Here is a 12,643-nt window from a genome sequence, read left to right on the forward strand (position 1 = left end):
TCCATCCTCGTGGAAACACGGAACATCCCGCGGCCGGTATCCTGACTCCCGGATCGACGCCCGTCCTCATGCCTTCCCAACGGCTGCTTCACCGTCAGTGGCGTGTCCTGCGAGGACGAACTCCCCGGTCACAGTGGCGGGACCGCGCCGGAATCGCACCGGCTTCCCTGACACCACGGGCCTTGAGGGCAACCGCATCTGCACCGGTCACCCCGCTGCTCACGAACATATAGTTGGACGTCCTAGTAAGTCCACCCCGCCTCGCTCCTGGCATGATCGGCCGACATGAGCGACGCACCCCGCCACATCCTCGTCATCGGCATGGGCGCCGGCGACCCCGACCACCTGACCCTCGCCGCGGTGAAGGCCATGCGCAGGGCCGACGTCTTCTTCGTGCTCGGCAAGGGCAGGGAGAAGGAGTCCCTGACCCGGCTGCGGCGGGAGATCCTCGACGAACACCTCACCGGCCCCTACCGCGTCGTCGAGGCCGAGGACCCGTGGCGGGACCGCACCCAGCAGGACGGCGGGCGCTACGCCTCGGCCGTGCACGACTGGCGCCACCGCCGCGCCGACATCTGCGAACGCCTGATCATCGAGGAGCTCGCGCCGGGACAGTGCGGCGCCTTCCTGGTCTGGGGCGACCCGTCGCTTTACGACAGCACCCTCGCGATCCTCGACGACATCCGGGGCCGTGGCACGGTGGAATTCGGCCATGAGGTGATCCCCGGCATCAGCAGCGTCTCCGCCCTCGCCGCCCGCCACCGCGTCACCCTGAACGGGGTCGGCCGCCCCATCCACATCACCCCCGGCAGGCGTCTGGCCCAGGGCTTTCCCGGGAACGACGTCGACATCGTCGTGATGCTCGACGGCCACGAGAGCTTCACCCATCTGACGGGCAGGGGCCTGTGGATCCACTGGGGCGCGTACATCGGCACCCCCGACGAGATCCTGGTCTCCGGCCCGCTCGACGAGGTCGCCGGCCGGATCAGCCGGCTGCGCGCGGAGGCCCGCGAACGGCACGGCTGGATCATGGACACCTATCTGCTGCGCCCGGCACCGGAGAGCATGGACGGCGACGGCGCGGAGGGCTGACGGGCCCACGTCGAGGCGCGGGCGGCGGCGGCCTCCGCACCTCGTCGTCGGACCGGCGGGGTGTCAGCGCCGGGTCTCGTGCGCCCGGATCGCGCCGAGCCCGTGCCCCAGGCTCGGGCACTCGGCGGACAGGTCGTCGCCCCGCACCAGGTAGTCGTGCACCCGGCCGTCCGCCGGCCGTTCGATCGCGCGATACAGCGTGCCGTTCACGGTGATCGTCCAGTCGTCGCCGTCCTGGGCCCACCCGACTGTCTTCTTCATAGGGCGTTTTCCTTTCCTCGGTCGGCATCGCCGGGACCGGCGGCCGTGTAGTGGGAAGAAGAACGGCTTGTGACGCTCCGTGGTTCCGTGTTCTCTACGCCATTCGGTTACATCTGGGTCACCGCCTCCGCACAGTCGAGGCGAGAGACCTGACCGGGGATCAGGGATTGTGTGACGACCGGTCGAACGGGCGCGGAACGGCCGGAGCTCCTGCCGCCCCACGAGTAGACAGTGTCTACGCGATGATGCTAGAAGTTCCTCATGGAAGACGAAACCCCGCTGCGGGAACGACTGGTGGACGTCGGCGTCGAGATGGTGGCGACCGAGGGCATCGCGGCGTTGGGGCTGCGGGAGATCGCCCGTCGCGCCGGTGTCTCGCACGGCGCCCCGCGACGCTACTTCCCGACCCACCGCTCGCTGCTCTCCGCCATCGCGGGGCGCGGATTCGACGCCTTGAAGGACCGGCTCGACACCTCCCTCCGGCCGGACGGCGACCCGCGCGTCCAGCTGCGCCACCTCGCCGACGTCTACGTCGGATTCGCTGTCGAACACCGCCCGATGTTCGAGCTGATGTTCCGTCACGACCTGCTGGACGGCGGCGACGAGACCGACGGGCGGCCCAGGCTGCGGGACAGGACCCTCCCGCTGTTCGCGTCGCTCGTCGCCCTGGTCGCACGTCACCGGCGGGACACCGCCCAGGAACCGCCCCTCGGGCCCGAGCCTGCCCCGGAGGTCGTGGCCGCCGCACTCTGGGCGAACGTCCACGGCATCGCCCAACTGTGGAGCTGGGGAAGCCTTTCTCTCACCCTCGGCGCCCCCTCGCCGGGCGACGCGCGCGCCCACGAGAGCCTCGCGGCGCTGATCGCCCGGACCGTCGACGCCCACCTCGGACGGGCGAACCCGTGACCGTACCCACCACCGCCCCTGTCCGGCCCCGCCTCGCCCTCGCGGGCAGTATCGCCGGGGCGATGATCGTCGCGCTCGACGGCTCCGTCCTCCTCGTGGCCCAGCCCAGCCTGCAGCGTGATCTCTCCGCGCCCCTCGCCCAGGTGCAGTGGACGAGTACGGCGTACCTCCTCGCGGTGGCGAGTCTGCTCGTCCTCGCCGGACGCCTGGGGGACCGGTACGGCCACACCCGGCTGCTCCTGATCGGGTCCCTCGGCTTCGGGGCCGCGTCCGCGGGCATCGCCGTGGCGCCCTCGGTCGGCTGGGTCATCGGGCTGCGCGCCGTACAAGGAGTGTTCGGAGCCCTGCTGCAGCCCGCGACGCTGGCGCTGCTGCGCCAGGTCTACCCGCCGGACCGGCTCGGCCTGCCCATCGCCCTGCGGACCAGCGCCATCGGGGTGGCCGCCGCCGCCGGTCCGCTGCTCGGCGGCTTCCTGGTGGCGCAGCTCGGCTGGCGGTCCGTCTTCGTCGTCAACGTGCCCATCGCGCTCCTGATCGGCCTGTTCTGCCTGGCGGCCCGCGTCCCGGAAGACGCCGGCCGGAACACGTCCCGCCGCCTGGAGGCGGGAGGGGCCCTCCTGCTCGCGGCCGCGCTCGCCCTCCTGGTCAACGCGCTCGCCGGGGTGGAACCGCACGGCTGGGCCGACCACCGCACGGTGGGGGGACTGCTCTGCTCGGCCGCCGTGGCGGCCGTCCTCGTCCGCCACGAACGCCGCAGCCGCCATCCGCTGGTACCGGCGGCGGTCGCGCGGTCGGTGCCGGTCACCGCCTCGATGGTGATGCTGCTGTTCACCGCGAGCGGCATGTTCGGCGCGCTGTTCGCCGGCACGTACTTCCTGCAGTACGCGCTGGGCCTCGACCCGCTCGACAGCGCTCTGCGAGCCCTGCCCATGACGGCGCTGATGATCGTCGGCGCGCCGCTCGCCGGGCGGGTGCTGCGCGTCCTGGGCGCGCGGTCCACCGCGCTCGGCGGCACGCTGCTGGTCGTCCTCGGCATCGTCGGGCTGGCCGGGACCGACCGGGGCACCGGGCCGGTGGCGATGGGGGCCGCCTTCGCGCTGCTGGGCGCCGGATACGCCACGGTGATGGTCACGGCCACCGGGACCGTGGTGGGCGACGCGCCGCCCGGATACGCCGGAGTGGTGGGCGGCCTCAAGCAGACCGCCGTGAACATCGGCCCCGTCCTCGGCATCGCCGTCGCCGCCGGTCTGCTGCCCGCGGCCGGCGACGGGCGGGTGGAGCAGTGGGAAGGAGCCATGGGGACGGCGCTCCTGGTGCTCGCCGCGACGGCCGCGCTCGCACTGGTCCCCGCGGCGCTGCTGCCGGGCGCTCGCCGGCGCGCCGGACCACCGGCGGGCGCGGGCCGCCGAAGGCCGGACGCGTCGGCCTCGTGTCTCACATCACCGTCCGAAGTGTGAACAACGGTGTGCGCCCGGCGGTCACCCCCTTAGGCTGACCGGTGCAGCTGGTTCGCCCTGTCAGCCGGACAGGGTGTCGTAAGAGGGAACCCGGTGGGAATCCGGGACTGCCCCGCAGCGGTGAGTGGGAACGACCGCCGTCATACGCACTGGGCCCGGCCGGGTCTGGGAAGCGACGGCCAGTAGGTGTCTGCCCCGGCAGACGTGCCCGCGAGTCCGAAGACCTGCCCGCTGTCCGCACGCGACCGTTCGCGTGCGGAGATCCCGGTGACCTCGTGGGCGGGTCGGCGTAACCGTCAGGTGGACGGACACGGTTCTCCGTGTCCCGTTGTCCGCCCGACGCGCCATCCCTTCGCGTCCGCGTCCCGTCCCGGGGTCTGCGACAGCAGACACGCTCGCGAAGGAGAGTCACGTGACAGCGAAGCCCGCAGCCGCGGCAGCACGGGCCACCGTGTACGGCTACCCCCGCCAGGGTCAGAACCGTGAACTGAAGAAGGCCATCGAGGGCTACTGGAAGGGCCGCGTCGACGCGGACACCCTCCGGCAGACCGCCGCCGAACTGCGCCGGGGAACCTGGCAGCAGCTCGCCGAGGCCGGCGTCCACTCCGTGCCGACCGGTGATTTCTCGTACTACGACCATGTCCTGGACACCAGCGTCATGGTCGGCGCTGTCCCCGAGCGGCACCGCGAAGCGGTCCGCGTCGACGCCCTCGACGGCTACTTCGCCATGGCCCGCGGCACGCAGGACGTCGCGCCGCTGGAGATGACGAAGTGGTTCGACACCAACTACCACTACCTGGTGCCCGAGTTGGGACCCGACACCGTGTTCGCCGCCGACTCCGCCAAGCAGGTCGCGGAGTTCAAGGAGGCCCTCGCGCTCGGCCACACCCCGCGCCCGGTGCTCGTCGGCCCCGTCACCTACCTCCTGCTCGCCAAGGCCGCCCCCGGTGTGGCCGCGGACTTCGAGCCGCTGACCCTGCTGGACCGGCTGCTCCCCGTGTACGCCGAGGTCCTCTCCGACCTGCGTGCGGCGGGCGCGGAATGGGTGCAGCTCGACGAGCCCGCCCTCGTCCAGGACCGCACCCCGGCCGAGCTGAACGCCGCCGCCCGCGCCTACCGCGAGCTCGGCGGACTCACCGACCGGCCGAAGCTCCTGGTCGCCTCCTACTTCGGGCGGCTCGGCGAGGCGCTGCCGGTCCTGGCCAAGGCCCCCGTCGACGGTCTCGCGCTCGACTTCACCGAGTCCGGCGCCGGGAACCTCGACGACCTCGCGGCGGCCGGCGGACTGCCCGGCAAACTCCTGGTCGCCGGTGTCGTCAACGGCCGCAACATCTGGATCAACGACTACGAGAAGTCCCTCGCCACCCTCGGGACCCTCCTCGGCCTCGCGGACCACGTCGACGTCTCCGCCTCCAGCTCCCTCCTCCATGTCCCGCTGGACGCGGACGCCGAGCGCGACATCGACCCGCAGATCGCCCGCTGGCTCGCCTTCGCCAAGCAGAAGACCCAGGAGATCGTCGTCCTGGCTCGCGGCCTGTCCGGCGGCACCGGGGCCATCGCCGCCGAACTCGCCGCCAACCGGGCCGACCTGGCCTCCCGCACCGACGCCGTCATCACCCGCGACCCGGCCGTCCGGGCCCGTACGGCGGCGATCACCGACGCGGACGGCCGCCGCTCCCAGCCGTACGCCGAGCGGACCGTCGCCCAGCGCGCCCACCTCGGGCTGCCGCTGCTGCCGACCACCACCATCGGCTCGTTCCCGCAGACCACCGAACTGCGCACCGCACGGGCCGACCTGCGTGCCGGGCGGATCGACGAGGCGGGCTACGAGGAGCGGATCAAGGACGAGATCCGCGAGGTCCTCTCCTTCCAGGAGAAGGCCGGGATCGACGTCCTGGTGCACGGCGAGCCCGAACGCAACGACATGGTCCAGTACTTCGCCGAGCAGCTCACCGGCTACCTCGCCACCCAGCACGGCTGGGTCCAGTCCTACGGCACCCGCTACGTCCGCCCGCCGGTCCTCGCGGGCGACATCTCGCGCCCCGAGCCGATGACGGTGCGCTGGACGACGTACGCGCAGTCGCTGACCGAGCGTCCCGTCAAGGGCATGCTCACCGGGCCGGTCACCATGCTCGCCTGGTCCTTCGTCCGTGACGACCAGCCGCTCGGCGACACCGCCCGCCAGGTGGCCCTCGCCCTGCGCGACGAGGTCAACGACCTGGAGGCGAACGGCACTTCGGTCATCCAGGTCGACGAGCCCGCACTGCGCGAGACGCTCCCGCTGCGGGCCGCCGAGCACGCCGCGTACCTGGACTGGGCGACCGAGTCCTTCCGACTCGCCACCGCCGGGGTGCGGCCGGACACCCAGATCCATACCCATATGTGCTACGCGGAGTTCGGCGACATCGTCCAGGCCATCGACGACCTCGACGCCGACGTCATCAGCCTGGAGGCGGCCCGCTCCCACATGCAGGTCGCCCGCGAACTGGCCGCCCACGGCTACCCCCGTGAGGCCGGACCCGGCGTCTACGACATCCACTCCCCGCGCATCCCCAGCACGGAAGAGGCAGCGGCCCTTCTACGCAAGGGACTTGAGGCCATCCCGGCCGGGCGCCTGTGGGTGAACCCCGACTGCGGCCTGAAGACCCGCGGCTGGCCCGAGACCCGGGCCTCCCTGGAGAACCTGGTCGCCGCCGCGCGGGAGATCCGCGCGGAGCTGCCCACCGAAGCGGCGTGATCCGGGCCCGGGGCGGGGGGGGGCGCCCCCCCCCCCCCCCCCCCCCCCCGGGCCGCACCCGCACGGCCCCGGGGATGTCCGAGCCCGCTGATAGCGTGCCGCTTCCGGATCGAAGATCACGAAAGGGCGGGGTGCGTGCGGGAAGTGACGTGTCATGAGGTGGACGCCCGGCGCTTGGACGAAGCGTCGGAGGGCATCGTCGGGCGCACCGTGGGGCGGTGGCATCTGATGCGTTACGACGACCCGGCGCCCCGCCGCCTGGCCGAAGCGGCCGACGAACTGCTCGACCACGTCGCCGCCCGTGCCGCGAAGGGGGGCGCGCTCGACGATGTGGCGCGCTCCGCGCTGCGCACGGCGGCCGAGTGCCGCATGGGGGAGTTGAGCGTCGGCTGCTTCCCCGAAGGCGACCAGGAGATCCCCTTCCCGCTGATCGGCGAGAAGCTCAGCACCGAGGACATATCCTTCGGCGCTGCCCTCGGCCACGCGGGAGCACAGGCCCCCTCGGCCCGGACCTGGCTCGACGCCTTCACGATCTCCCTGGTCAGCGGACTCGTGGGGGACTGGCAGCGGGTGATCGGGCTGCTGCTGCGCGACGACTACGCGCCCGCGATCCACGAGGGCGTGCCCTACTCCTGGCTCGACTCGGTGTCGGACCCGGCGGACCTCGCCGCGATGGACGCCCTGTGCCTCTACCTGACCGAGGCGGAGGGCCACCGGCCCAGCGACTGGCCCACCGTGACGCTGCGCAAGCCCGACGCCGACGAACGGGCACAGGCGGCCGCCGCACTGGACGCCGCAGGCGCCCCGACCCCCGATCAGCGGCTGTTGCGCGTGCTCCTCGACGACGAACAGCAGGCATTCGAGGAGGCGTTGGCGGTCCGGCTCGACACCTACCGGGAGAGCGTGGGACCCGCTCCCGAGCCCCGCACCCTGCTGCCGCTCGACGCCCTCGCCCTGGCCGCCCTCGCCGTCCAGGTCCACGGATGGGAACTCGGCGTCCGCTCCGGCTACTTGCCGTCCGACCTGCTGGGCTCCACGGACGCGCTGCGCCGGGCAGCCGAGGCGGGACCCAACAACTTGGGCCCCTGGTACGCGAAGTAGCCTCCATGACCCGGCGGGCCGCCGGTCGTTCGCACCCTCCCGGTTAGGTTAGCCTAACCAGCAAATGTCCGGTGGTGGATCTTCCACCCCGGTGTCGCCCTGCGCGCGGACCCCGCTTCCGCACGACCCGCCGCGCACTCCGACCGAAGGGCTTCGCCATGCCGCGTGCTCCGCTCCCACTCCCCGGTGAACCTTCCGCGGAGGGCGGGGCGTGAGCGCCGGTACGCCGACGGCGCCCGACGCGGAGAACGTACGGGGAGGCCTCGTCGCGGGCGGTGCGCACGGGCCGGGACGCCTGCGGGACCTCACCGCGATCGTTCTGGACGCGCTGGAGAACGGCGCCCGCGCCCGGGGCGGTCCGCTGCCCGCCGGAGGGCCCGAGGCCGTGGCCCTGAGCACCCGCGCCCTCTGCGCCCCGGTCCTGCCGGAGGAAGGCGTCGGCCCCGAGGCCGCACTCGCGGACGCGGTCCGCGCGGTCGCGGAAGGGGCCGCCGATCCGGCCGACCCCGCCTGCGTCGCCCATCTGCACTGCCCGCCGCTCGCCGTGGCCGTCGCGGCAGAGCTGGCGGGAGCGGCCCTCAACCCCTCCATGGACTCCTGGGACCAGGCGCCCGCCGCCGGGGTGATCGAGGAGCTGACCACCGCCGCACTGGCCCGGCTCGTCCACCCGACGGCTCCCGCCCCCGACGCGCTCATCACCAGCGGCGGCACCGAGTCCAATCTGGTCGCCCTGCTCCTCGCCCGGGAACGAGCGGCGCCCGGCCCCCTGCGCGTGGTGACCGGAGCCAACGCCCACCACAGCGTCCACCGCGCCGCCTGGACGCTCGGGCTGCCCGCCCCCACGGTCGTCGCCTGCCACGACGGCCGGATCGACCCGGCCGCCCTCGACCGAGCCCTGGCCGCCCTCGCCGGAGCACCGGTCCTGGTCGTCGCCACCGCCGGAACCACCGACGAGGGGCGCATCGACCCGCTCCCGGAGATCGCCCGGATCGCCGAACGGCACACGGCTCAACTCCACGTCGATGCCGCGTACGGGGGGCCGCTGCTGTTCAGCGAGCGCCTGGCCCCTCTGCTCGCGGGGCTGGAGCACGCCGCCTCCGTAACGTTCGACCTGCACAAGCTCGGCTGGCAGCCGGTCGCCGCCGGGGTGCTGGCCGTCGCGGACGCCGGGATGCTCGCGCCGCTGTCCCTGCGCGCCGACTACCTGAATGCCGACGACGACACCGAGGCCGGGCTCCCGGACCTGCTGGGCCGCTCGATCCGCACCACCCGGCGCCCCGACGCCCTGAAGATGGCGGTCACCTTCCGGGCGCTCGGCCGCCGGGGACTCGGCGAACTGGTGGAGCACTGCGTGCGTACGGCCCACGAGTTCGGCGACGCCGTGGACGCGCGACCCGCACTGCGCCGCCGGCCCGGCGGGATCGGGATCAGCACCGTGCTGTTCCGGCCGACGGTGGCCGACGCGCTGCCCGACGAAGCGGGCGACGCCGTGGTCGCCGCTGTCCGTCGCACCCTGCTCGCCGAGGGACGCGCCGTGCTCGGCCGGGCGGTGGCGGAGGACGGCGACGGCCGGCGCCGCCTGTGGCTGAAAGCCACTCTGCTGCACCCGAGCGCCGCGACGGCCGACCTGCTTCCGCTGCTCGACCTCGTCACGGCCGCGGCGGACCGTGCCGTGAGCGAAGCCTCGGCGGCCGAAGGTACCGATGCCCCCGCGGCGGAAAGGCTGTCGCCATGACGTCGACGACGCGCACGACTCGCCCGGGACGCCCCCCTGCCGCCCCAGCGACCCCCGCCGGAGGAACCCGATGACGCCCGGACCGCGCACGCCGCCCCTCGATCTGCTGGGGGTGGGGGCAGGGCCCTTCAACCTCTCGCTCGCCGCGCTCGCCGACGGCGTACCCGGGCTGCGCACCGTCTTCCACGAACAGCGTCCCGGCTTCCGCTGGCACCCCGGGTTGCTCATCGAGGGCGCGACCCTGCAAGTGCCCTTCCTGGCCGACCTGGTGAGTCTCGTCGAGCCCACCAGCCCCTGGTCCTACCTCAATTACCTCAAGATCCGCCGCAGGCTCTTCCCGTTCTACTTCGCCGAGCAACTCCACATCCACCGCTCCGAGTTCGACAGCTATCTGCGCTGGGTGAGCACCGAACTCCCCGCCACCCGCTTCGGCCACCGGGTCGACACGGTGGCGTGGGACCCCGGACAGGACGCGTTCGCCGTGGAGTTCACCCGGCTGGGAGCCGACGGGGAGACCCTCACGACCGGCCTCGCCCACGCCCGTAACCTCGCCCTCGGCGTCGGCACGGCGCCCCACGTCCCCGAGCCGCTGTGCGAGCTGGTCCAGGACCCGGCAGCCGTCGTGCTGCACTCCGCGGACTACCTCTCCCAGCGGGACCGGCTGCTGGCCGCCCGCCACATCACCGTCGTCGGCTCGGGCCAGTCGGGCGCCGAAGTCCTGCTGGACCTGCTGCGGTCCCGGCCCGAGGGAGCGGAGGGGCTGACCTGGCTGGCCCGTACGCCCGCGTTCGCGCCCATGGAGTACAGCAAGATCGGTCTGGAGCAGTTCACCCCCGACTACACCCGCTACTTCCACGGCCTTCCGCAGGCCACCCGGGACCGGCTCCTGCCCCGTCAGTGGCAGCTGTACAAGGGCGTCAGCGGGGACACGCTCGGGGACATCCACGACGAGCTGTACCGGCGCAGCCTCGCCGGCGGCTGGCCCGACGTCACGCTGACCCCCGGCATCGAGGTCACCGGCGCGGCCACCACCGGGGAGGGGCGCATCGAACTGAGCGTGGAGCACGGCCAGCAGGAGGCGCGGGGCCGGCTGGTCACCGACGCGATCGTCCTCGCCACCGGCTACCGGGAGCGCCCCGTCGACAAGCTGCTCGCCGCTCTCGACCCGTACATCGTCCGCGACGAGGCCGGGCGTCCGCAGGTCGACACGGCCCAACGGCTCGTCCTCGCACCGGAGATCACCGGTTCCGTCTTCGTGCAGAACGCCGAACGGCACACGCACGGGGTGGGCGCACCGGACCTGGGCCTGGCCGCCTGGCGTTCCGCCGTCATCGTCAACGCGCTGACGGGCAAGGAGTTCTATCCGCTGCCCGAGCGCACGGCCTTCACCACGTTCGGGCTCGGCGCGGACGACCGCGCGGGTGCGCCGCGCCGAGCGGCGGAGGAACGGCGTTAACGGCTCCGGGCCGCGCGGTGGGGTGCACCGTGCGGCCCGGAGGGGAAGTGTTCGCCGGGGATGTCAGCCCTTGCGGGTGTTGATCTCTTCGGTGAGCTGGGGGACGACGGCGAAGAGGTCGCCGACGACGCCGTAGTCGACGAGTTCGAAGATCGGGGCCTCGGCGTCCTTGTTGATCGCGACGATCGTCTTCGAGGTCTGCATGCCCGCCCGGTGCTGGATCGCGCCGGAGATGCCCGAGGCGATGTACAGCTGCGGGGAGACGGACTTGCCGGTCTGCCCGACCTGCGAGGTGTGCGGGTACCAGCCCGCGTCCACCGCCGCACGCGACGCACCCACCGCGGCCCCCAGGGAGTCCGCGAGCGCCTCGATGACGGGGAAGTTCTCCGCACCGTTGACCCCACGGCCGCCCGAGACCACGATCGCCGCCTCCGTCAGCTCCGGACGACCCGTCGACTCACGCGGCGTGCGCGAGGTCACCTTCGTCCCCGTCGCGCTCTTGCCGAACGACACCGACAGCGCCTCCACCGCACCCGCGGCGGCGGCCGGCTCGACGGGGGCCGAGTTCGGCTTCACCGTGATCACCGGAACACCCCGGGAGACGCGGGACTTCGTCGTGAACGACGCGGCGAACGCGGCCTGCGTGGCGACCGGGCCCTGCTCGCCGGCCTCCAGATCGGTCGCGTCGGTGATGACACCGGAGCCGACCCGCAGCGCCAGGCGCGCGGCGATCTCCTTGCCCTCGGCCGAGGACACCACCAAAACCGCCACCGGAGACACCGCCCCGAACGCCGCCTGCAGCGCATCGACCTTCGGAACCACCAGATAGTCCGCGAACTCCGACGCGTCCGACACCAGGACCTTCACCGCACCGTGCTCACCCAGCACACCCGCGGTCGCCTCCGCACCCGCACCCAGCGCCACCGCGACCGGGTCACCGATCCGACGCGCCAGCGTCAACAGCTCCAGCGTGGGCTTACGGACCGCACCATCCACATGATCGACCAGAACAAGAACTTCAGCCATGACAACGCACTCCAGAAGAGAAGAAACGAGAGAGGAGAGAGGGAGAGAGGGAGGGGCTAGATGAACTTCTGGCCCGCGAGGAACTCGGCGAGCTGCTTGCCGCCCTCACCCTCGTCCTTCACGATCGTGCCCGCCGTACGCGCCGGACGCTCCGTCGCGGAGTCCACCGCCGTCCACGCACCCGCCAGACCCACCTCGTCCGCCTCCAGACCCAGATCATCCAGGTCCAGCGACTCGACCGGCTTCTTCTTCGCCGCCATGATCCCCTTGAACGACGGGTAACGCGCCTCACCCGACTGGTCGGTCACCGACACCACCGCCGGAAGCGAAGCCTCCAACTCCTCGGACGCCGTGTCACCGTCACGCCGCCCCGTCACGACACCGTCGTTCACCGCGACCTCGGACAGCAACGTCACCTGCGGCACACCCAGACGCTCCGCCAGCAACGCCGGCAGCACACCCATCACACCGTCCGTCGACGCCATCCCGCAGATCACCAGGTCATACCCGGTCTTCTCCACAGCCTTCGCCAGCACCAGCGACGTCCCCATCACATCACTGCCGTGCAGATCGTCGTCCTCGACGTGAACCGCCTTGTCCGCACCCATCGACAACGCCTTGCGCAACGCGTCCTTGGCATCCTCCGGACCCACCGTCACCACGGTGATCTCCGCATCATCAGCCTCGTCAGCGATCTGCAACGCCTGCTCGACCGCGTACTCGTCCAGCTCCGACAACAGACCGTCGACATCCTCACGGTCCAGCGTCAGGTCATCGGCGAAACGCCGGTCACCGGTCGCGTCGGGCACGTACTTCACACAGACAACGATCCTCAAGCTCACGCCGGCTCTCCTGCCTACCTGGGTGTGGTC

At 72.4% G+C, this 12,643-nt stretch carries 10 protein-coding genes and 2 riboswitches; of the genes, 7 read left to right on the plus strand and 3 right to left on the minus strand.

The window, feature by feature from the left end; translation table 11 throughout:
• Positions 1–13: 13 nt before the first annotated feature.
• A riboswitch (cobalamin riboswitch) is annotated at positions 14–212 on the minus strand.
• Between the two features lie 73 nt (positions 213–285).
• Entirely contained in the window at positions 286–1,092 is an 807-nt protein-coding gene (cobF, locus tag ACIQPT_RS19005) for a precorrin-6A synthase (deacetylating) (RefSeq protein ID WP_401157036.1), read from the plus strand.
• A 63-nt stretch (positions 1,093–1,155) separates the two neighbouring features.
• Here cobF and ACIQPT_RS19010 read toward each other — a convergent pair whose 3' ends face one another.
• The gene (locus ACIQPT_RS19010) at positions 1,156–1,353 is read right to left on the minus strand and encodes a hypothetical protein (protein WP_401157037.1); all 198 of its coding nucleotides are present in this window, start codon (positions 1,351–1,353) and stop codon (positions 1,156–1,158) included.
• A gap of 261 nt (positions 1,354–1,614) precedes the next feature.
• Here ACIQPT_RS19010 and ACIQPT_RS19015 point away from each other — a divergent pair, with 261 nt between their 5' ends.
• The 6 genes from ACIQPT_RS19015 (at position 1,615) to ACIQPT_RS19040 (ending at position 10,745) form a co-directional block, all read left to right on the plus strand.
• The gene (locus ACIQPT_RS19015) at positions 1,615–2,259 is read left to right on the plus strand and encodes a TetR/AcrR family transcriptional regulator (RefSeq protein ID WP_401157038.1); all 645 of its coding nucleotides are present in this window, start codon (positions 1,615–1,617) and stop codon (positions 2,257–2,259) included.
• Positions 2,256–3,716: an MFS transporter gene (locus tag ACIQPT_RS19020; protein WP_401157039.1), complete on the plus strand. Its 1,461-nt coding sequence runs from the start codon at positions 2,256–2,258 to the stop codon at positions 3,714–3,716. Before ACIQPT_RS19015 ends, ACIQPT_RS19020 begins: the two co-directional genes overlap by 4 nt.
• Before the next feature lie 31 nt (positions 3,717–3,747).
• Positions 3,748–3,963, plus strand: a riboswitch (cobalamin riboswitch).
• Positions 3,964–4,128: 165 nt separating this feature from the next.
• Positions 4,129–6,453 (plus strand): 5-methyltetrahydropteroyltriglutamate--homocysteine S-methyltransferase, encoded by a 2,325-nt coding sequence (gene metE, locus ACIQPT_RS19025; RefSeq protein ID WP_401157040.1) that lies wholly within the window; start codon positions 4,129–4,131, stop codon positions 6,451–6,453.
• 135 nt (positions 6,454–6,588) lie between these two features.
• Positions 6,589–7,554 carry an immunity 49 family protein gene (locus ACIQPT_RS19030; protein ID WP_401157041.1) on the plus strand — a complete coding sequence of 322 codons (966 nt, stop codon included), beginning with the start codon at positions 6,589–6,591 and terminating at the stop codon, positions 7,552–7,554.
• A 211-nt stretch (positions 7,555–7,765) separates the two neighbouring features.
• Positions 7,766–9,289, plus strand: coding sequence for a pyridoxal phosphate-dependent decarboxylase family protein (locus ACIQPT_RS19035; RefSeq protein ID WP_401157042.1), 1,524 nt, complete (start codon positions 7,766–7,768; stop codon positions 9,287–9,289).
• Positions 9,290–9,359: 70 nt separating this feature from the next.
• Entirely contained in the window at positions 9,360–10,745 is a 1,386-nt protein-coding gene (locus tag ACIQPT_RS19040; protein WP_401157043.1) for a lysine N(6)-hydroxylase/L-ornithine N(5)-oxygenase family protein, read from the plus strand.
• Positions 10,746–10,808: 63 nt separating this feature from the next.
• On the opposite strand, the gene ACIQPT_RS19045 is transcribed toward ACIQPT_RS19040, so the two are convergent.
• Together ACIQPT_RS19045 and ACIQPT_RS19050 are read right to left on the minus strand one after the other, a co-directional pair.
• Positions 10,809–11,771: an electron transfer flavoprotein subunit alpha/FixB family protein gene (locus ACIQPT_RS19045; protein ID WP_401157044.1), complete on the minus strand. Its 963-nt coding sequence runs from the start codon at positions 11,769–11,771 to the stop codon at positions 10,809–10,811.
• A gap of 56 nt (positions 11,772–11,827) precedes the next feature.
• Positions 11,828–12,613 (minus strand): electron transfer flavoprotein subunit beta/FixA family protein, encoded by a 786-nt coding sequence (locus ACIQPT_RS19050; RefSeq protein ID WP_401157045.1) that lies wholly within the window; start codon positions 12,611–12,613, stop codon positions 11,828–11,830.
• Positions 12,614–12,643 lie beyond the last annotated feature (30 nt).

The sequence above is a fragment of the Streptomyces sp. NPDC091289 genome (assembly GCF_044757365.1).
Lineage (GTDB): Bacteria > Actinomycetota > Actinomycetes > Streptomycetales > Streptomycetaceae > Streptomyces.